This window comes from Streptomyces sp. NPDC005374 (assembly GCF_042872225.1).
GTDB lineage: Bacteria > Actinomycetota > Actinomycetes > Streptomycetales > Streptomycetaceae > Streptomyces.
Genome location: NZ_JBIAKA010000016.1, coordinates 227,972 through 248,000, shown reverse-complemented (window position 1 = coordinate 248,000; position 20,029 = coordinate 227,972). Strand labels below are relative to the sequence as shown.

Here is a 20,029-nt window from a genome sequence, read left to right as displayed (position 1 = left end):
GCTCACGCCTCCGTCTTCGGGGCGCCGCGGAGGATGGAGTTGCCTTCGTGGGTGACGTCGGTGGCGGCCGTGACGTCCAGGTTCAGGCGGCCGCTGAGTCCGTAGAAGGCGACGGGGTTGCGCCACAGCACCTGGTCGACGTCGTCCTCGGTGAAGCCCTCGGCGAGCATCAGGTCGGCGACCTTGCGGGTCTTGAGGGGATCGCTGCGGCCCCAGTCCGCGGCCGAGTTCACCAGGACCTGCTCGAGGCCGTAGGCGCGCAGGATCTCGATCATCCGTTCCTCGTCCATCTTGGTGTCCGGGTAGACGGAGAAGCCGAGCCAGCAGCCGCTGTCCTTGGCCTCCTTGACGGTGGTCTCGTTGAGGTGGTCGACCAGGACGTGCTCGGGCGGCAGCGCGGATTCTCGGACGGCGTCGAGGGTGCGGCGCAGCCCGGCGAGCTTGTCCCGGTGCGGGGTGTGGACGAGTGCGGGCAACCGGTGGTCGGCGGCGAGCTGGAGCTGCGCGGCGAGCGCGGTGTCCTCGGCCGGGGTCATGGAGTCGTAGCCGATCTCGCCGACGGCGACGACCTGGTCCTTGACGAGATAGCGGGGCAGTTCGTCGAGGACCGGTACGCAGCGTGGGTCGTTCGCCTCCTTGGGGTTCAGGGCGAGCGTGCAGTGGTGGGCGATGCCGTGCTGGGCGGCGCGGAAGGGCTCCCAGCCCAGCAGGGAGTCGAAGTAGTCGAGGAAGGAGGCGGGGGAGGTGCGGGGCTGGCCGAGCCAGAAGGACGGTTCGACCACGGCGCGCACTCCGGCGGTGTGCATGGCCCGGTAGTCGTCGGTGGTCCGTGACGTCATGTGGATGTGGGGGTCGAAGATGCGCATCAGGACTCCTTGCCGTGCACGCCGGGCGGGGTGGCGGTGGGGTCGGTCAGGGTCAGGACGCGGTGCAGGTCCTGGGGTACGGGGCGGCCGGCCGCGATGCGTTCGGCCGCGTAGTCGCCGAGCATGCGGGCGAGTTCGGTGTCGGCGTGGGCCCGCTGGTCCAGGTCGGCGACCTCGGTCACGGGCACGCCGGTGAACAGGCACTTCAGGACGGCGTGGCGCCACTGGTGGGCATCGAGGTGGCGGGCGGCGTAGGGGCCGACGGCGGCGCCCAGGAGGCGGGTGTCGTTGGTGCGCAGGGCGTCCTCGACGAGCGGGAGGGCCTCGGGGCCGGGCACCAGGTGGGGCAGGGCGTGCAGGACGGCGCGGCGTTCGGCGGCGGTGCCCTGGGCGTAGACCCGGGTGAGGGCGTCGGTGTCGGCGCGGGCCGCGTGCAGGATCAGGATGCGGACGGCGTCGGCGTGTTCGGGGCCGCAGCGTCGTCCGGCCTCGGCGAGACGCAACTCCCATACGGAGATGGGGCCGTGGGCGCCGGGATGGGCGGCGGCCTCGTCGAGGGCCTGGTCGAGCCAGGCGCGGGCGGCTGTGCCGAGGTGGGCGGCGAGATGGCTGTGCAGGTGGGCCGGCGGGGTTCGGGCGAGGGTGGTGCCCGGGGTGTCCGCCGTGGAGGGTGCCTGGTGGGCGTGGGGGTGGGTCATGGAGTGCTTCCTTGTGAGAGCGCCTCTGCCTGTCGGAGGAACGGAAGGGAGAGTTCGGCGAAGTGGGGGCCCGCATGGGAGTGGCGGGGCAGTTCGACGACGGTCAGGCCCTGGTAGCCGGTGGCGGCCAGGGCGGCGAGGACCGGTGGGAAGTCGATGTCACCGTCCCCGAAGGGGAGGTGTTCGTGGACGTCTCGGCGCATGTCCTCGATCTGGACGTGGCGCAGCCACGGACCCGCGGCGCGAACGCAGTCGGCGGGTGGCAGGGGCTCGAGGCACTGGCAGTGGCCGATGTCGAGGGTGAGGCCGAGGGGGCCCGGGTCGCCGAGGAGGGTGCGGAGGTGGTGGAAGTCGGCGAGGGTGGCGAGGAGGTGTCCTGGTTCGGGTTCGACGGCGAGGGGGATGCCGGCGGCGTCAGCGACGTCGAGGACGGGGGTGAGCGCCTCGGCCAGGCGTTTCCATGCCGTGTCCGGGTCCGTGCCCGGCGGATTCGTGCCGCTGAAGCAGTGCACGGCGTGCGCGCCGAGGTCGGCGGCGACCTGGACGGCCCGGGTCAGCAGGTCGATGCGGCGGGCGCGGTCGTCCGGGTCGGGGTCGAGCAGGGAGGGGCCGTGTTTGCGGCGTGGGTCGAGCACATAGCGGGCGCCCGTCTCGATGGTCACGGTCAGACCGAGGGTGTCGAGCCGGTGTGCGAGACGGCGGGTGCGGGCGGCGAGGTCGGGGGCGAGGGGGTCCAGGTGCATGTGGTCGAGGGTCAGTCCGACGCCGTCGTAGCCGAGGTCGGCCAGCAGGGAGAGGGCGTCGTCGAGGCGGAGGTCGGCGAGGCCGTTGGTGCCGTAGCCGAAGCGGATCGGGCGACCGCCGGGGCCCGGAGCGGGCTCGGGAGGAGTGTGGGGGCCGGTCATGTGACGCTCACCTTCTTCGCGAACCGACGGGCCAGCGGGGCGAGGGCGGTGGTGAGTACAGCGGTGAGGTGCGCGCCGGGCGTGCCCGAACGGGCGGCGAGGGCGGCCTGGAGGGGGATCATGGCGCGGATGCCGCCGGCCACAGCTCGTTGCGTGAGTGGCGGGGACGGGTTGAGGGTGGCGTGGAAGTAGGGCCGGGCGGCGGTGGCCGCGTAGGTGGCGGCGAGAGCGGTCCGCAGGATGGCTTGCGGGTCCGCATACCGGAGGCAGTGACCGAGCCGGGGGGCCTGAACGCCGTTCGCCGACAAGGGACTTGGCAGTCGGGACATGGCCGCGGCGGCCCGGTGCGCGAGGGAACCCGGTGCGGTACGGCGTCGGCTTCTGTCGATCCGGTCTGCGGGGGGTGTGCGTGGTCGGGACACGAGCCGGGCCAGTGCGACGGTCGCGGCTAGCGCTGCACAAGGCATCAGAGGGGAGCCGCCCTGGGTCTCCCGTCGGGACACGGCCGTGACCGCGAGGGTGTGCGCACCCAAAAGGGCGGCGGAGGGCAGGGCCCGGCGGATGCCGAGGACGGCCGCGGACGGCGGAGCCTGGCCGTGGCGGTGTGGTGCGCCGGCCGCGATCGGTGTCCCTGATGGCCTTCGCAGCTCATCGGCGCGGGTCTCAGCGGTCGCGTCGCCCGCGCAGACCGTCCGGCCCACCGGGCCCGTTCCGGACGCTGCCGCGCCGAGCAGGAGGTCCAGTGTGCGGGCCGACGCCATGGCGAACGGGCCTGCCGGGGTGTTCTTCAGAGCGAGGTCGTACGCCCAGACGGTGGCCGCGAGCGGCATCGCCACGGTGAGGGCGGGGCGGCCGGCGCAGGCCGCCAGGGTGAGGCCCGCGCCGGTGAGGGCGCAGGCCGCGCTCAGGGCTGCCGCGGGGTGGATGCGGCCGGAAGGCAGGGGGCGGTGGGGGCGTTCCACGGCGTCCACGTCGCGGTCGGCCCAGTCGTTGAGGCACATGCCGGCCTCGTACAGGCAGAGGGAGGAGGCGAGGGCGAGGAGGGTTCGGGGGGTGGGGCTCGCGGAGGCTGCGGCGGCGCCGGCGAGGGCGTCGCCGGGGACGGTGAACAGGGCGGGGAGGCGGAGGAGTTCAGCCCAGGCGTGGGCCTGGGAGCGGGGGCGGTCGGGACGGCCGGTGGGCGCGGGGTGCGGTGGCGCGGTGTGCTGTGCCGCCACCTGGAGCGGGGTCCGGGCGGGAGGGGCCGTGGCGTCGTCGGTGCCCTCGGGCGGACCGTTCAGCGCTGCTGCTCCGCCCGCCGTCACCGCTGCTCCCCCGAACGGCCGGGCCGGCCAGGATCTCGGGCTTCTGCCCGGCTGTCCCCCGGGCTGTCATCGCGGCGCTCGGCCCGGAGCCGTTCGGCGAACCCCATGAGCGCCGCGTACTGCTCCCCCAGTGCTGAAGGCCCCTGCCCCACCGGGTCCTTGAAATAGAAGCCCAGCTCGCTCAGCGGGCCGGACAGGCCCCGCTCGTGGGCGCGGGCGACGAGGCGGGCCAGGTCGAGGATCAGGGGACCTGCCAGGGAGGAGTCGCAGCCCTGCCAGATGGTCTGGAGGACCATCCGGGTGCCGAGGAAGCCGTCGAAGGCGATGTGGTCCCAGGCGGTCTTCCAGTCGCCGAGGGCGGGGACGTCGTCGATGTGGACCTCGCCCTCGGGGGTCGTGCCGAGGGTGTCGGCCAGCACGCGCTCCTTGCCTGCGTTCTTCGCCGCGGCGGCCGCCGGGTCGGCCAGGGAGGCTCCGTCGCCGCCACCGAGCAGGTTGGTGCCGGACCAGGCCCGGACCGTCAGGGCACGTTGGGTGAACATCGGGCCCAGGACGGACCGGAGCAGGGTCTGGCCGGTCTTGCCGTCGCGGCCCGCCCAGGGCAGACCTGTGGACTCGGACCGGTCGGCGAGTGCGGGGTGGTGCAGGCCCGTCGAGGGAGTGAAGTTGACGTAGGGGGCACCCGCGCGGAGGGCTGCCGCCGCGTAGAGGGAGCTCGCGGGGAGGGCGTCGCCGGTGGGCGCGGGCTCGGTGGAGGCCACGTTCACCACTACCGCGCGCGTCAGCCGACACCGGCGTACGAAGGACCGTATGTCCGCGGCGAACGCGGCGATCAGTTCCTCCTCGGTCCGGGTGTCGCCGGGGAGGGGGCCGCCGGGTCTGATCTCCTGTTCCGCTGCGGCGAGTTCGGCGGCCACGGCGGTCGGCAGGCCGTGCGGCAGGACGCCTCCCGCCGCCAGTGCCTCCGCCCGTTTGGGCAAGGGGCAGTCCAGCGTGTCGTGGCCGCCGAAGACGAGGGAGGACAGGGCGGGCAGGCCGCTCTCGGCGAAGGCCGGTGTTTCAGTGACCAGGCCTGTCGGCGGGTGCAGGCCCGCGGTCACGGCGGCGCAGCCCGCGACGACCGTGGTGGCGACGGAACCGCGGGCCCCGATCAGCCAGACGCCGACGCGCGGTACGGAAACGGGCGCGGACATGGGCAGCCTCCTTGTCGAACGCGGCCATCACGCGGTCAAACGCGGTCGAACGCGTGATGGCCGGAGTACGTGTCGTGCGCGTGGTGCGCGGGCCCCGTGATGCCGGGGAAGAAGGCGGCGGGCGGGAGTCCGGCGTCCCTCGCCCGCCGCCGCTCAGTCGCCCTTGGCGGGCAGTTCCCTGATCCGGATGTCGCGGAAGGACATCCGGTCGTCGGCTCCGTGGTTCTGGATGCCGATGTGCCCGTCCCGCAGGCTCCGGGCCGGATCGGTGTTGGTGAAATCGTTGATCTGCACGCCGTTGAGCCGGACGCGGAGGCGTTCGCCCGTCACGCGGATCTCGTACGTGTTCCACTCCCCCGGCGGGTTCAGCGCACGGTCGCGCTTCTTCAGGTCGGCGGAGCGGAAGCCGTAGACGGAACCGGTGGTCTTCTCCGGTACGTCGGTGGCGTCGATCTGGATCTCGTAGCCGTTGTCCACGGCGGACCAGGGATCGTCCGAGGGCGGGAAGCCCACGAACACACCGGAGTTGTCGTCCCCCGTGGGGCTCGCCGTCCTCCAGTCCAGCTTCAGGGAGTACGACGAGAAGCCGGAGGCGGCGTACCAGAGCATCCCCATGCCGCCGGACGACGTGAGCGTGCCGTCGGCGGACAGGGTGAAGGAGCCCGGGCCGGCCTGCTTCCACGCGGCCATCGACTCGGCCGTGCCGTCGAAGAGCGGACGGTAGCCGTTCTCCGGCCGGCAGTCGGCCTGTGTCTCCCCGATCGCATACCGGATCCCGCCCAGCAGGTGGCTACGGAATGCGGGATCCGTGTACGACTCCTTCGCGTGACCGAGGCCGGTGTAGAAGGCACGGCCGCCCCGGTAGTCCTGGCACCAGGCGATCGGATGGTCGCCGTTCATCGTGCCGCCGGTGTACGACGACTCGTCGAGGGAGGCCAGGATGTGGGCTCGATCCCGGGGATTGGAGCGGTAGTTGTACCACTCGTCGGTCCGGTTCCACGTCGGGGGCAGCCCGGATGTGGAGGGGTGGGCCCGGTCCTCGACCACCACGGTGGCCGGCTGGATCGCCGGGTGCGACTGGAACCAGGCGCCGGCCAGGCCGCCGTAGAACGCCCAGTCGTACTCGGTGTCGGCCGCCGCGTGGATGCCGACGTATCCGCCGCCGTGCCGGATGTAGCCCTCGAACGCCCGCTGTTGGGCGGGGTCGAGGACGTCTCCGGTGGTCGACAGGAAGACGACGGCGTCGTAGCGGCGCAGGTTGCGTACGGTGAACGCGCCCGCGTCCTCCGTCGCGTCGACCGTGAACCCGCCGCTCTCACCGAGTTGCTTCACCGCCGCCACGCCGTCGGGGATGGAGTCGTGCCGGAAGCCGGCCGTCTTGGTGAAGACCAGCACCCGTCCGGTGTCCGCGGAGTGTGACACCGCGGGTTGGGACACGCAGCCGAGGAGCAGGGCGGTGCCCGCAACCGCTGTGATCCAACGTCCAGTTGTGTTCATACGAGCTCCTCCTCTCATCCGGTGGTGAAGACGAAGTCGTCCACGTCGTAGAGCGCCCCGGTGCCGCTGCCCTTGAAGACCAGGTAGAGCGTGGTCGTTGTCCTGGGGGCGCGGGACAGGTTGGCGGTGACGTCCTGGAAGGACTCCCGGCAGCCGGTCACCGGGACGGTCGCCCTGCCGAGCAGGGTGCCCGTCGAGGACCCGGCACGGATCTCGAGCGTGCCGCCGCTGCCACCCGAAGAGACGCGTGCGGCGAGGCGCCCGCGGGCAGGAAGCCGGTGAGCAGGGCCGCCGCTCTGCGCCAGGGGGCGCGTCGTCTGTGGGTCTCGATTCTGTCGGTGGGGGCAGTGTGGTCTTTCCCGTGCACGGATGCCTCCAGAAAAGGGGCCGGTCGTACGGGTGAATGCGGGTGCGCCGGGATGCGCCGTCATCCCGGAACTGGCCGGTGCGGCTTACTCGTTGCCGCCGAACGCCGCGTCGAACGAGGCCGACGGCGGCTCGAAGTCGTAGGCCTTGAGTCGGTTCAGTGCCTCGGGTGCGCCTTGGAGGCGGTCCATGCCGGCGTCCTCCCACTCGACCGAGATCGGGCCCTGGTAGTCGATGGAGCGCAGCATGCGGAAGACGTCCTCCCAGGGCACGTCGCCGTGTCCGGCGGAGACGAAGTCCCAGCCGCGGCGCGGGTCGCCCCAGGGCAGGTGGGAGCCGAGGCGGCCGTTGCGGCCGTCGAGGCGCTTGCGGGCCTCCTTGCAGTCCACGTGGTAGATCCGGTCGCGGAAGTCCCACAGGAAGCCGACCGGGTCCAGGTCCTGCCACACGAAGTGCGACGGGTCGAAGTTCAGCCCGAACGCCGCCCGCCCGCCAACGGCCTCCAGGGCGCGCTGGGTCGTCCAGTAGTCGTACGCGATCTCGCTGGGATGGACCTCGTGCGCGAACCGCACACCCTCCGTATCGAAGACGTCGAGGACCGGGTTCCAGCGCTCGGCGAAGTCCTCGTAACCGCGCTCGATCATCGACTCGGGAGCGGGCGGGAACATGGCGACCAGGTGCCAGATGGCGGAACCGGTGAAGCCGATGACGGTGTCGACGCCGAAGGCACGCGCGGCCCGTGCGGTGTCCTTCATACGGTCCGCGGCACGCCGGCGCACTCCCTCCGGGTCGCCGTCGCCCCACACCGCGCCGGGCAGGATCGCCTGGTGGCGTTCGTCGATGATGGCGTCGCACACCGCCTGGCCGACCAGGTGGTTGGAGACCGCCCAGCACTTGAGGCCGTACTTGTCGAGCAACGCGTGCCGGGAGTCCAGATAGGACGGGTCGGCGAGCGCCTTGTCCACCTCGAAGTGGTCACCCCAGCAAGCGAGTTCGAGACCGTCGTAACCGAAGTCACGGGCCAGACGGCAGACCTCTTCCAGGGGAAGGTCGGCCCACTGACCGGTGAAAAGCGTGAACGGGCGTGGCATCCTTCCGGACCCTCCTCAGACGGCGATCGGTGTGTAGACGGAATTCTTCTCGGCACTCTCCTCCACGGCCGCGAGCACGCGCTGGACCTGCAGACCGTCGGCGAAGGAGGGTTCGGGGCGGCGGCCCTCGGCGATCGCGTGGACGAGGTCGCGGGCCTGGTGGACGAAGGTGTGCTCGTAGCCGAGGCCGTGCCCTGGCGGCCACCAGGCGTCCAGGTAGGGATGGTCGGGCTCGGTGACGAGGATGCGGCGGAAACCGGCGTGTGTGCCGGGTTCCCTGGCGTCGTGGTAGGCGAGTTCGTTGAGGCGTTCCAGGTCGAAGGCCAACGAGCCGCTCTCACCGTTGAGTTCGATGCGCAGGGAGTTCTTGCGGCCGGTCGCGTAGCGGGTGGCCTCGAAGGAGGCGAGGGCGCCGGAGGTGAGGCGGCCGGTGAACAGGGCGGCGTCGTCCACGGTGACCTGGCCGGTGCCGGTCCCGGAGACGGCGGACAGGCCCTTCACCGCGCCGCCGGCCAGGGGGCGTTCCCGCACGAAGGTCTCCGTCAGGGCGGACACTCCGGCCAGGGACTCTCCTGCCAGGTACTGGGCCAGGTCGATGATGTGCGCGCCCAGGTCGCCGAGCGAGCCCGAGCCGGCCTGCTCCCTGCGCAGCCGCCAGGTCAGGGGGAACTCCCGGTCCACGAGCCAGTCCTGAAGGTACGTCACCCGGACGTGCCGCAGTGTGCCGAGCCGTCCCTCGGCGACCATCCGGCGGGCCAGCGCGGTGGCGGGCACCCGGCGGTAGTTGAAGCCGACCATCGCCAACTGACCGCGCTCGAAGGCTTCTTCGGCCGCACTGGTCATCACCTGGGCCTCATCGACGGTGTTGGCGAGGGGTTTCTCGCACAGCACGTGCTTGCCCGCGGCGAGGGCGGCGAGGGCGATCTCGGCGTGACTGTCGCCGGGGGTGCAGATGTCGACGAGGTCGACGTCGTCCCGCTCGATCAGGGCCCGCCAGTCGGTCTCGGCCGCCGCCCAGCCGTGCCGGTCGGCTGCCCGGCGCACCGCGTCCGCGTCCCGTCCGCAGATCACGGCGAGCTCCGGGCGCCGGGGCAGGTCGAAGACGCGTCCGACGGTCCGCCAGCCCTGGGAGTGGGCGGCACCCATGAAGGCGTAACCGACCATGCCGACCCGGAGAGGCGGCGGCTCGGCCCCTTCTGACTGCTGCGGCTGTGCCATGCGCGATGTCCTCCTCGTCGTCGTGGCGCGGTGGGGGGTGCAGCCCGGTCCGTCGACGAACCGGGCCCCGTGTGCGGGACGCCTCATGGCGAAAGCCCGGTACGCCTCACTTGAAGCCGGTGGACATGTACTGGTCGACGTTGATCTTGTCGACGACGGCCGAGTAGAGCGTGAGGGAGGCGGGGATCTCGAACTCGGAGAGACCGCTGATGCCTTTGGTCTGGCCGAGGGCGCGGGCGAGGTCGATCGCGGAGGCGGCCATGGTCGGCGGGTAGAGGACGGTCGCCTTGAGGACGCCGCTGTCCAGCTTGATGGCCTGGAAGGCGGCCAGCGCGCCCGCGCCCCCGACCATCAGGAAGTCGTCGCGTCCGGCCTGGTCGATGGCGCGCAGCGCGCCCACGCCCTGGTCGTCGTCGTGGTTCCACAGCGCGTCGAAGTCCGACTGGGCCTGTAGGAGTTGGGCCATCTTGGCCTGCCCGGACTCCACCGTGAAGTCGGCGGCCTGGCGGGCCACCTTCTTGATGTTCGGGTAGTTCTTCAGGGCGTCGTCGAAGCCCTTGGTGCGCTGCTTGGTGAGTTCCAGGTTGTCGAGGCCGGCGAGTTCGATGACCTTGGCGTTCGACTTCCCCTTGAGTTTCTCGCCGATGTAGTTGCCGGCGTTGAGGCCCATGCCGTAGTTGTCGCCGCCTATCCAACAGCGGTACGCCTGCGGGGTGTTGAAGATCCGGTCGAGGTTGACCACCGGGATCCCGGCCCGCATGGCCTTCAGCCCGACCTGGGTGAGGGCCTTGCCGTCGGCGGGCAGCACCACCAGGACGTCGACCTTCTTGTTGATGAGGGTCTCGATCTGGCCGATCTGCGCCGCTGTGTCGTTGGAGCCCTCGGTGATCTCCAGGGTGACGTCCGAGTACTTCTTCGCCCGGTTCTTGGCGTTGTCGTTGATGGCGTTCAGCCAGCCGTGGTCGGCCTGCGGTCCGGCGAAGCCGATGGTGACCTTCTTGCCGGGCGAGTCGGCGGCGGCCGGCTGGTCGTTCGCGGCCGGCTCGTCGTCACCGGGGTCGTTGCTGGTGCAACCCGCGAGGAGGGCACCGGCTCCGACGGCGGCGCTCCCGAAGAGCAGTCCTCTGCGACTCGTGAAGCGGCTCGTGTGCTGTGGCATGGCGGTGAACCCTTTCCTCAGGTCGTGCTCGCGGTACGGCGCTGGACCAGCACGGCGGCGACGATGATCGCGCCCTTCGCGATCTGCTGGACGTCGCTCTGCAGGTTGTTCAGGGCGAAGATGTTGGTGATCGTGGTGAAGATCAGGACGCCAAGCACGGAGCCGGTGATGGTGCCTCGGCCCCCGCTGAGCAGGGTTCCGCCGATGATCGCGGCGGCGATGGCGTCGAGCTCGTAGAGGTTGCCGTTGGTGTTCTGGCCGGAGCCGGACAGGATGATCAGCAGGAAGGCCGCGATGCCGCAGCACAGCCCGGACAGCAGGTAGAGGTAGAGCCGCTGGCGGCGTACGTCGATGCCGGCGAGGCGGGCGGCCTCGGCGTTGCCCCCGACGGCGACGGTGCGCCGGCCGAAGGTGGTGCGGTTCAGCACCAGCCAGCCGATGATCGTCACGACCGCGAAGACCATGACGAGGGGCGGTACGCCGAGAATGTAGGCGTCCCGCTCGCCCAGGTCGAGCACGGACGGCACGGTGACGATCTGTGTGCTGCCGTCGGTGATCTGGAGGGCCAGTCCGCGGGCCGAGGCGAGCATGGCGAGGGTGGCGATGAACGGGACCATCGCGCCGTACGCGACGAGCAGTCCGTTGACCAGGCCGCAGCCGACTCCGACGAGCACCGCGGTGAAGAGGATGCCCGCGAAGCCGTACTCCTGGGTGGCGAGGGTGGTGGCCCACACCGAGGCGAGGGCGACGATCGCGCCGACGGAGAGGTCGATGCCGCCCGAGGTGATGACGAAGGTCATGCCGACGGTGACGACACCGATCACCGAGGCCTGGGTGAGGACGAGTTGGAGGTTGCGGGTGTCGAGGAACTCGTCGGGCTTGGTGATGCCGCCGATGACGATCAGTGCGGCGAGCACGCCGAGGAGGGAGAGGGTGCGGACATCGGTGTGGGCGAACACCCCTCGCCATGCGGGTGGTTCACTCGCCGACGGCACCTTGTCGGCGCTTCCCATGGGCGGGGACATGTGCTGCGTCATGACGCCGGGCTTCCTTCCATGACGAGGTCGAGTACACGGTGTTCGTCGAGCTCACGGGCGGGTGCCGTGTGGACGACACGGCCCTCGCGGAGCACCAGGACGCGGTCGGCGAGGCCGAGCACCTCGGGGACCTCGCTGGAGACCAGCAGGACGGCAAGGCCTTCGTCGGCCAGTCGCCGGACGACCGCGTACAGCTCGGCGCGGGCGCCGACGTCGACTCCCCGGGTGGGTTCGTCGAGCAGCAGGACCCGGCAGCCGCGCAGCAGCCAGCGGGCCAGGACGGCCTTTTGCTGGTTGCCGCCGGACAGGGTCCGGATCGGTACGGAGGGGTTGTCGGGCCGCAGCGACAGTTCGCGGGTGGCCGCCCGGGCAGCGCCGAGCTCGGCGGCCCGGTCGATCCAACCACCGCGTGCGAAGCGGGACATGGAGGATACGGAGACGTTGCGGGTGACCGACTCCAGCATCAGCAGGGCTTGCGCCTTGCGTTCCTCGGGGGCGAGCCCGATCCCGGCGCGGACGGCGGCACGGACACTGCCGGGCCTCAACACCACTCCGCCCACCATGACTTGTCCGGCGGTGGGCTTGCGGGCGCCGTAGATCGTCTCCAGGATCTCGGAGCGCCCCGAGCCGACGAGTCCGGCCAGGCCGACGATCTCCCCGGGGTGGATCACGAGGTCGAGGGGTTCGAACTCGCCCTGCCGGGCGAGGCCTTGGACCTCGAGGAGCGGGCCCGAGCCGTTCACCGGTGCCGTCGGCCGCTCCGGGAAGACGTACTCGACGTTGCGGCCCGTCATCAGCGCCACGACCTCACGTGTCGGTGTCGACCTGGCGGGCAGTCCGACCGCGACGGCCCGGCCGTCCTTCAGGACCGTCACCCGGTCGCCGATGCGCCGGATCTCCTCCAGGCGGTGCGAGATGTAGACGACGGCGACGCCCTCCGCGGTCAGGTCACCGACGATCCGGAACAGGTTGTCGACCTCGTCCGGGTCGAGGGCGGCGGACGGTTCGTCCATCACGATCAGCCGGACGTCGTGGGAGAGCGCCCGGGCCATGGAGACGATCTGCTGCTGGGCCGCCGACAGCTCCCCCACCAGACGGGCCGGATCGATCTCGGGGTGGCCGAGGCGCTTCAGGAGCTGGGCTGTGGCGGACTTCGCGGCCCTCGTCCGTACGACGAACCCGGCTGCCGTGGGTTCATGTCCGAGGTGGACGTTCTCGGCCACGGACAGGTGCTCCACCAGGTCGAGTTCCTGGTAGATGGTGGCGATGCCGAGACGCATGGCGGCGATCGGCGAACGGAGGGTGACCTCCTCCCCGCGCCAGCGGATGGTGCCGGTGCCGGGCTGGTGGGCACCGGCGAGCACCTTGATGAGGGTGGACTTCCCGGCCCCGTTCTGGCCGAGCAGACAGTGCACTTCACCGGCCTGGACGTCGAGGTCGACGCCGTCGAGGGCCCGGACTCCGGGGAACGACTTGGTGATGCCGGACATGCTGAGGAGCGTGGGTTCTGGTGCCATGCGGTTCCCCTTGGCGGGCGTGCGGGCCGGTTTCAGGGCAGGGCGGAGCAGGGCGCTGTGCTGGAGGGCAGGTCAGAAGGTGACGTGGCGGAAAGAGTGCCGTACCGAGAAGTGGCTTACGCGGGCGAGAACAGGTGGTCGCTGATGAGCCGGGCCGCGCCGATGACTCCGGCGGTGGGACCCAACTCCCCCAGAACGATGGGTAGGTTGCCGGTCGCCAGGGGCAGCGACTGGCGGTAGACCTGGGTACGGATGGCAGCGAGCAGGGTGTGGCCGAGGCCGGTCACACCGCCGCCGATCACCACCAGACCCGGGTTGAAGAAGCTGACCAGTGCGGCGATGACCTGGCCTGTGCGGTCGCCGCCTTCGCGGATCAGGTCGAGGGCGGTGGGATCACCGGCGGAGGCCGCCGCGGCCACGTCGACGGCGGTCAGCGTGCCGGACGCCGCGAGCCGCGAGGCGAGTTCCTCCGACCGCCCCTGCTCGGCCGCCTCCACGGCGTCCCGGGCGAGGGCCGCCCCGCTGAAGTGGGCTTCCAGGCAGCCCCGGTTGCCGCAGGCGCAGGGGCGGCCGTCGGGCACGGCCTGGATGTGCCCGATGTCGCCCGCGCTGCCGGTCACCCCGCGGTGGACCTCACTGCCGACGACGATGCCGCAGCCGATGCCGGTACCGATCTTGACGCAGAGGAAGTCGCCCACGGAGCGTGCGACGCCCGCGTGCATCTCCCCCATCGCCATGAGGTTCACGTCGTTGTCGACCATGACCGGGCAGCCGAGTTCCTGACTGAGCGCCTCCCGTACGGGGAAGCCGTCCCAGCCGGGCATGATCGGCGGGGCCACCGGTACGCCCTCGGGGAAGCGGACCGGTCCCGGGACGCCGATGCCGGCGCCGTCGAAACCCTCCGCGAGTCCCGATGCCCTCAACTTCGCGGCCATGGACAGGACTTGCTCGAAGACCGCGACCGGGCCCTCGCGGACGTCCATGGGCTGGTTGAGATGTCCCAGGATCTCCAGTTCAGCGTTGGTGACGGCGACGTCGACCGAGGTCGCGCCGATGTCGACGCCGAGGAAACGCAGGGCCGGGGCGAGCCGGATGTTGTGGGAGCGGCGCCCGCCGCGGGATGCGGCGAGTCCGTCGGCCACGATGAGGCCCGTCTCCAGGAGCCGGTCCACCTCCACGGCCAGCTTGGACCGTGACAGGTCGACCTGATCGCCCAGTTGTGCGCGGGAGTTGGGCCCTTCGTCCCGCAACAGCTTGAGCAGCCGGGCCTGATGCGCGTTGGCGGGTCGTGCCGTCATGCGTCTCACGAGCCCCTCCCCGCCTCATTCGGCCACCAGTTTCCGGGCTTTCGAGGGGAACCTAGCAGCGGCTGCCCAACCTGGGAAGAAGCTGTGCGCAGATTGATGCCGACTTTCTCCACTCGCAGGACAAAGATCCGACGGACTCTGGCGCCCCGGGCGTCGGGCCCGCACGATGGGCATCGCAGGCCTGGCGCCACGGGCCGGGTACCGCAGACCGGTACCGCCGGCCGGAAGAGGGGGACCCCATGTTTCTGGTGACGGGCGCGACGGGGAACGTGGGTGCCGAACTCGTGCGTGCGCTCGCGGAGTCGGGCGAGCGGGTCCGGGCGGTCAGCCGTTCCGGGCAGGCCGAGGGGTCACCGGCGGGAGTGGAGGCCGTGGCGGGGGACCTCAACCGGCCCGAGACCGTGCGGGACGCGCTGGACGGCGTACGAGGGCTGTTCCTGATGCCCGGTTACGGCGGTCAGCGGCAGATCCTGGCGGACGCGCGGGCCGCAGGGGTGGAGCGGGTGGTGCTGCTGTCGGGCAGGTCCGCGGGAACGGACGACCGGGACAACGCGGTCGCCGGCTATCTGATCGACGCCGAGGACGCGGTGCGCGCGTCAGGACTGCGCTGGACGTCGCTGCGGTGCACGAGCTTCATGTCCAACGCCCTCCAGCTCGCGGACCAGATCCGCGAGGGCGACACCGTCAGGGTGCCGTTTCCCGACGCCCGTACCGCCGACGTCGATCCCTACGACATCGCCCGGGCCGCCCTTGCCGCGCTGCTGTCGGACGACCACGCGGATCGCGTTCTCGAACTCACCGGCCCGCAGGCGCTGTTGCCCGCCGATCGCGTCCGGATCCTGGGTGAGGTGCTGGGCCGGGATCTTCGGACCGTGGGCCTCTCGCACGACGAGGCACGCACCGAGCTGGAGGCCCAAATGCCGAAGCCGTACGTCGACGCCTTCTTCGGCTTCTTCGTCGACGGGACGCTGGACGAGTCGGTGGTGCTGCCCACGGTGGAGCAGGTCACGGGCCGGCCGCCACGCACGTTCGCCCAGTGGGCCCGGGCGCACACGGACGCGTTCTAGGGCGTGTTTCGAAAGTCCCGTCTGCCGGGCGACGCCTGGCACGCACGCTCGCCGCGTTGTCGGGATCGCCCCGATACAACCAGTATCGGGGCGACCCTCCGCCTTGCGATCGCACGCACCAGACGCCGCCCGGCCTGCCCTTCGGGCAGACGACGCTACTTTCGAAACACGCCCTAGGAGCTACGACCGCTGACGCGCGCGGTACGACCGGCGCGTGTGCTCGGTGTGCTCCCGCATGAGGTCGGTGGCGCGCTGCTCGTCGCGGTCGGCGATCGCGGCGAGCAGCTCACGATGCTCGATCCAGGACTGCCGGCCGCGCTGGCGGGCGATCGGCGTGTAGTACCAGCGCACCCGACGGTCCACCTGTGCCGCCAGTTCGGCGAGGACCGCGTTGCCCGCCAGCTCCATCACCTTCGCGTGCAGCCGGGCGTTCAGGTCGACCGCGCCGTCCACATCGTCCGCGGCAACCGCCTCCTCGCCCCGCGCGCACAACTCCTCCAGGGCGGCAATGCCCGCACTGGCCGCGTTCGCGGCCGCCAGCCGGGCCGCCTCGGCCTCCAACAACGTCCGCACGGCAAGGAGTTGATCGGCCTCCTCGTCCGTCGGCTCATGCACGAACGCCCCCTGCGCAGGCCGCAGATCCACCCACCCCTCGGTGTTCAACCGCTGCAACGCCTCCCGCACCGGCTGCCGCGACACCCCCAGATGAACGGCCAGCTCGCTCTCCACCAGATGCTGACCCGGCTGAAGCGCCCGCGTGGTGATGAGCTCGAGCAACGCCTCGTACACACGATCACGCAACGGACCGGGACGTTCGAGTTTCGGCACGGATCCCTGCGGCAGTCCTGTGGACAACATCGCGATCCCCTCCTCGACAGGCGGTCATACCTATTGCGCCATGTCTACTGCCCAACGCCTATTGCGCATTGCGTTTTGTCTACAGTCTACGGTGCACGGAAGGCAGGCGAAGGGGGAGTTGCGCTCATCACATCCCGCACATCAGGGACAGCGGACGACCTGCCCGGCATACGACAGGTTCCCGCCGAACCCGAACAGCAGCACCGGGTCCCCGGTGGAGATCTCGCCCCGTTCCACCAGCTTCGAGAAGGCGAGCGGGATGCTCGCCGCCGAGGTGTTGCCGGACTCCGTCACATCGCGGGCGACCACGGCGTTGACGGCGCCGATCTTCTGGGCGAGGGGTTCGATGATCCGCAGGTTGGCCTGGTGCAGCACCACGGCGGCAAGGTCGGCGGGGGTGAGCCCGGCCCGCTCACAGGCCTGGCGGGCCAGTGGAGGAAGCTTCGTGGTCGCCCAGCGGTAGACGCTCTGCCCCTCCTGGGCGAACCGCGCGGGCTCGCCCTCGATGCGCACGGCGTGCCCCATCTCGGGCACCGACCCCCACAGCACGGGAGCGATGCCGGGCACGTCGGACCCCTCGACGACCGCCGCTCCCGCCCCGTCGCCGACGAGCACACAGGTGGTGCGGTCGCTCCAGTCGGTCACCGCGGACATCTTGTCGGCGCCGATGACCAGCGCACGGGTCGCCGCACCCGCCCGGACGGTGTGGTCCGCGGTGGCCAGGGCGTGGGTGAAGCCGGCACACACCACGTTGACGTCCATCGCGGCGGGCGACGGGATGCCGAGCCGGTTCGCGACCCGGGCGGCCATGTTCGGGGACCGGTCGACCGCCGTCGAGGTGGCGACCAGGACCAGGTCGATGTCGGCGGGAGCGAGCCCGGCCGCCGCCAGCGCCTTGGCGGCGGCGTGCGCGGCGAGCTCGTCGACCGGCTCCTCGGGGCCTGCGATGTGGCGGGTACGGATCCCCACCCGACTCCTGATCCACTCGTCGCTGGTGTCGACCAGACCCGCCACGTCCTCGTTCGTGAGCACCTTGGCGGGCTGGTAGTGGCCGACGGCGGCGATCCGCGAGCCGTTCATGGGTGGTTCCCCTCGTTGCCTTGGGTAGCGGGATCCACCAGTCTGATCAGTGACTCACGGGTACGGGGACACGTAAGGCCACAGGAAACGGGCGCCCGAGTTGTCGGCTTCCCTCACCCTCGGACGCCCGGACCCCTGCCGAACGGTTACCCGGTGAACAACTGGGTCGCCTTCTGCACGAGCTCGTAGAGCCCGTAGCCGAGCGGCGCGCCCACCCAGACCCAGGCGAGGGCGATCAACGGACGCCGGTCAGGCGGACTCTGGCTGCTGTCGTGCTCCGACATCGGCGGCCTCCCTCGGTGCGGGAATGTGGTGACGGGCGTTGACGGGGCGGACCAGCTCGTTGGCGACGAAGCCGACGACGAGGAGTCCGATCATGATGACGAACGACGTGGAGTACAGGTCGGAGCCGCTCTTGCCGGCGTCCTCCTGCCGGTCGGCGATCCAGTTCACGATCAGCGGCCCGAGCACGCCGGCCATCGACCAGGCGGTGAGCAGCCGGCCGTGGATGGCGCCGACCTGGTAGGTGCCGAAGAGGTCCTTGAGATACGCCGGGACGGTCGCGAAACCGCCGCCGTAGAACGACAGGATCACCAGCGCGCACAGGATGAACAGCGGCTTCGAGGTGTCCCCGAAGAGTGCGATGAGGCCGTACATCACCGCGCCCACGCCCAGGTAGACGCGGTACATGTTCTTGCGTCCGATCAGGTCGGAGGTCGACGACCAGCCGATCCGGCCCGCCATGTTGGCCGCCGACAGCAGCGCGACGAAGCCGGCCGCGGCGGACACCGAGACCGGGGTCGAGGTGCCCTTGAAGAAGTCCGTGATCATCGGGGCGGCCTTCTCCAGGATGCCGATGCCCGCGGTCACGTTCATGCAGAGCACGACCCACAGACACCAGAACTGGGGCGTGCGCACGGCGTTGCGCGCGGAGACCTGCGGCCCCTCGAAGGCGCTGGGGGCGCTCTCCACGGGCTTCTCGCTGCGCGGCACGCGCACCAGCAGCACGCCGAGGAGCATGAAGACCGCGTACGACAGCCCGTGCACGAGGAACGCGAGCGCGATCCCGGAGCTGTCGGAGCCGAAGGACTCCAGCATCTGCGCCGACCAGGGCGAGGCGATGAGCGCGCCGCCGCCGAAGCCCATGATGGCGATGCCGGTGGCCATGCCGGGCCGGTCCGGGAACCACTTGATCAGGGTGGAGACCGGGGAGATGTAGCCGATACCGAGGCCTATGCCGCCGACGAAGCCGTAGCCGAAGACGATCAGCCAGTACTGCTCGGTGGCAGCGCCCAGGGCGGACAGCAGGAAGCCGGACGAGAAGCAGATCAGCGCCACGGTCATCGCCCAGCGCGGTCCGTTGCGCTCCACGAGGGTGCCGCCGAACGCCGCGGACAGGCCGAGCATCACGATGCCGAGCTGGAAGGGCAGCGCGCTCTGCGTGCCGCTGAGACCGAGCGCCGATTCGAGCGGCGGCTTGAACACGGACCAGGCATAGGCCTGACCGATGGAGAGGTGGACCGAGAGAGCGGCCGGGGGGACGAGCCAGCGGCTCCACCCCGGGGGCGCGACAGGGGGACTCATGATCCCGGACGGTAGGAACAAACGAGCGAGTTGGAAAGGCGGCGCGTTGACCGTATGCGATGAGCGGTATCCCGGACGCGACGAACGGTCGAACCGGCCGGTTTCCTGAGCGAGGTCGACTCATGCCCGGAACTCTTGAACTCTCGCCCACCCGGAAGCATACTGTAGACAGTATGCTTTCACGGTTGACTCGGGTGGGAATTCGACATGCGGGCGGCGGGTGGCGGGTACCTGGGACGAACCGGCACAGGGAGACCACTCACCGTGAAGCGGGCCGCGCCCTCACGCTGCACCGCGCCACCACCCCACCGCTCCATGTGCAGGACAATGACATCGTGAAGGTCACCTACAAGAACCGGGACTGAGAGACATATGGGACGAGTCACGGAACGACGCAAGGTGATCCGCATCCGCGACGGGGCGGTCTCCTCCCGCCCGGACACACTGGTCGCCGAGGAGCCCCTCGAGATCCGCCTCAACGGCAAACCCCTCGCCATCACCATGCGCACCCCCGGTGACGACTTCGCCCTCGCCGCCGGTTTCCTCGTCAGCGAAGGTGTGCTCGCCGAGCAGGGCGACCTGCAGAACATCGTCTACTGCGCGGGCGCCACCGCCGACGGCACCAACACGTACAACGTCGTCGACGTGAAGACCGCCCCCGGCGTGCGGATCCCCGACATCACCCTCGAGCGCAACGTGTACACGACCTCCTCCTGCGGCCTGTGCGGCAAGGCGAGCCTCGACGCGGTCCGTACGACGACCCGCTGGCCCATCTCCGACACTCCCCCGGTCCGCGTCGAACCGGAACTCCTCGCGAGCCTCCCCGACCGGCTCCGCGCGGCGCAGCGGGTCTTCGACCGGACCGGGGGCCTGCACGCCGCCGCCCTGTTCACCGAGGACGGTGAGCTCCTGGACGTCCGCGAAGACGTCGGCCGCCACAACGCCGTCGACAAACTCGTCGGCCGCGCACTCCAGAGCGGGGACCTCCCTCTGTCGCGCGTCATCCTTCTCGTCTCCGGCCGGGCATCCTTCGAGCTGGCGCAGAAGGCCGTCATGGCGGGCATTCCGGTACTGGCCGCGGTCTCGGCACCGTCCTCGCTGGCGGTGGACCTGGCGGCCGAGACGGGACTGACTCTGGTGGGCTTTCTGCGCGGCAGTTCCATGAACGTCTACGCGGGCGAGGACCGTATCGCCCTGTCGGCCACCGCAGCCCAGGGCTGATCCGGGGTCCACCGCGCAGGAGCGAGCCGGCCCACGTCTCAGCCGCCGGTGACGCCCACCT

Annotated in this window: 18 protein-coding genes and 1 pseudogene; 2 read left to right on the top strand and 17 right to left on the bottom strand. The window is 70.9% G+C overall.

Features of this window, described 5'->3' with window-relative positions; translation table 11 throughout:
- Positions 1–2 precede the first annotated feature (2 nt).
- The 13 genes and pseudogenes from ACFYRX_RS34925 to ACFYRX_RS34865 form a co-directional block, all read right to left on the bottom strand.
- Positions 3–866, bottom strand: coding sequence for a TatD family hydrolase (locus tag ACFYRX_RS34925; RefSeq protein ID WP_389108687.1), 864 nt, complete (start codon positions 864–866; stop codon positions 3–5).
- Positions 866–1,564 (bottom strand): EboA domain-containing protein, encoded by a 699-nt coding sequence (locus ACFYRX_RS34920; RefSeq protein WP_389108685.1) that lies wholly within the window; start codon positions 1,562–1,564, stop codon positions 866–868. The genes ACFYRX_RS34925 and ACFYRX_RS34920 overlap by 1 nt, the downstream gene beginning before the upstream one ends.
- Positions 1,561–2,469, bottom strand: a complete 909-nt coding sequence (locus ACFYRX_RS34915; RefSeq protein WP_389108683.1) for a sugar phosphate isomerase/epimerase family protein — start codon at positions 2,467–2,469, stop codon at positions 1,561–1,563. The genes ACFYRX_RS34920 and ACFYRX_RS34915 overlap by 4 nt, the downstream gene beginning before the upstream one ends.
- Positions 2,466–3,773: an SCO3242 family prenyltransferase gene (locus tag ACFYRX_RS34910; RefSeq protein WP_389108680.1), complete on the bottom strand. Its 1,308-nt coding sequence runs from the start codon at positions 3,771–3,773 to the stop codon at positions 2,466–2,468. The genes ACFYRX_RS34915 and ACFYRX_RS34910 overlap by 4 nt, the downstream gene beginning before the upstream one ends.
- Positions 3,770–4,966, bottom strand: coding sequence for an inositol-3-phosphate synthase (locus tag ACFYRX_RS34905; RefSeq protein WP_389108678.1), 1,197 nt, complete (start codon positions 4,964–4,966; stop codon positions 3,770–3,772). The genes ACFYRX_RS34910 and ACFYRX_RS34905 overlap by 4 nt, the downstream gene beginning before the upstream one ends.
- 153 nt (positions 4,967–5,119) lie before the next feature.
- Positions 5,120–6,463, bottom strand: a complete 1,344-nt coding sequence (locus ACFYRX_RS34900) for a ThuA domain-containing protein (protein WP_389108676.1) — start codon at positions 6,461–6,463, stop codon at positions 5,120–5,122.
- A 14-nt stretch (positions 6,464–6,477) separates the two neighbouring features.
- Positions 6,478–6,723 (bottom strand): annotated as a pseudogene (locus ACFYRX_RS34895) (carbohydrate-binding protein); the annotation flags it as partial.
- A gap of 192 nt (positions 6,724–6,915) precedes the next feature.
- Positions 6,916–7,920, bottom strand: a complete 1,005-nt coding sequence (locus ACFYRX_RS34890; RefSeq protein ID WP_389108674.1) for a sugar phosphate isomerase/epimerase family protein — start codon at positions 7,918–7,920, stop codon at positions 6,916–6,918.
- A 15-nt stretch (positions 7,921–7,935) separates the two neighbouring features.
- Positions 7,936–9,138 (bottom strand): Gfo/Idh/MocA family protein, encoded by a 1,203-nt coding sequence (locus ACFYRX_RS34885; protein WP_389108672.1) that lies wholly within the window; start codon positions 9,136–9,138, stop codon positions 7,936–7,938.
- 106 nt (positions 9,139–9,244) lie between these two features.
- On the bottom strand, positions 9,245–10,297 hold the full coding sequence (locus tag ACFYRX_RS34880) for a substrate-binding domain-containing protein (protein ID WP_389108669.1): 1,053 nt from the start codon (positions 10,295–10,297) through the stop codon (positions 9,245–9,247).
- Between the two features lie 17 nt (positions 10,298–10,314).
- Complete coding sequence (locus ACFYRX_RS34875) at positions 10,315–11,334, bottom strand: ABC transporter permease (RefSeq protein WP_389108666.1); 1,020 nt, start codon at positions 11,332–11,334, stop codon at positions 10,315–10,317.
- A complete protein-coding gene (locus tag ACFYRX_RS34870) occupies positions 11,331–12,851 on the bottom strand; it encodes a sugar ABC transporter ATP-binding protein (protein WP_389108663.1) in 1,521 nt (506 codons plus the stop codon). Before ACFYRX_RS34870 ends, ACFYRX_RS34875 begins: the two co-directional genes overlap by 4 nt.
- A gap of 116 nt (positions 12,852–12,967) precedes the next feature.
- Positions 12,968–14,149, bottom strand: coding sequence for an ROK family transcriptional regulator (locus ACFYRX_RS34865; protein WP_389108660.1), 1,182 nt, complete (start codon positions 14,147–14,149; stop codon positions 12,968–12,970).
- Between the two features lie 248 nt (positions 14,150–14,397).
- Between ACFYRX_RS34865 and ACFYRX_RS34860 the strand changes: the two genes are divergently transcribed.
- Positions 14,398–15,225, top strand: a complete 828-nt coding sequence (locus tag ACFYRX_RS34860; RefSeq protein ID WP_389108657.1) for an NAD(P)H-binding protein — start codon at positions 14,398–14,400, stop codon at positions 15,223–15,225.
- A 180-nt stretch (positions 15,226–15,405) separates the two neighbouring features.
- Here the strand turns inward: ACFYRX_RS34860 and ACFYRX_RS34855 are convergent, their stop codons facing one another.
- From ACFYRX_RS34855 to ACFYRX_RS34840, 4 genes are all read right to left on the bottom strand, one after another.
- Positions 15,406–16,083 carry a GntR family transcriptional regulator gene (locus tag ACFYRX_RS34855; RefSeq protein WP_389108655.1) on the bottom strand — a complete coding sequence of 226 codons (678 nt, stop codon included), beginning with the start codon at positions 16,081–16,083 and terminating at the stop codon, positions 15,406–15,408.
- Between the two features lie 141 nt (positions 16,084–16,224).
- A complete protein-coding gene (locus ACFYRX_RS34850; protein ID WP_389108652.1) occupies positions 16,225–17,163 on the bottom strand; it encodes a beta-ketoacyl-ACP synthase III in 939 nt (312 codons plus the stop codon).
- Between the two features lie 146 nt (positions 17,164–17,309).
- Positions 17,310–17,447 (bottom strand): hypothetical protein, encoded by a 138-nt coding sequence (locus ACFYRX_RS34845; protein ID WP_389108649.1) that lies wholly within the window; start codon positions 17,445–17,447, stop codon positions 17,310–17,312.
- Positions 17,413–18,747: an OFA family MFS transporter gene (locus tag ACFYRX_RS34840; RefSeq protein WP_389108646.1), complete on the bottom strand. Its 1,335-nt coding sequence runs from the start codon at positions 18,745–18,747 to the stop codon at positions 17,413–17,415. The genes ACFYRX_RS34845 and ACFYRX_RS34840 overlap by 35 nt, the downstream gene beginning before the upstream one ends.
- 372 nt (positions 18,748–19,119) lie before the next feature.
- On the opposite strand from ACFYRX_RS34840, the gene fdhD reads away from it, so the two are divergent.
- A complete protein-coding gene (gene fdhD, locus ACFYRX_RS34835) occupies positions 19,120–19,968 on the top strand; it encodes a formate dehydrogenase accessory sulfurtransferase FdhD (protein WP_389108644.1) in 849 nt (282 codons plus the stop codon).
- Positions 19,969–20,029 lie beyond the last annotated feature (61 nt).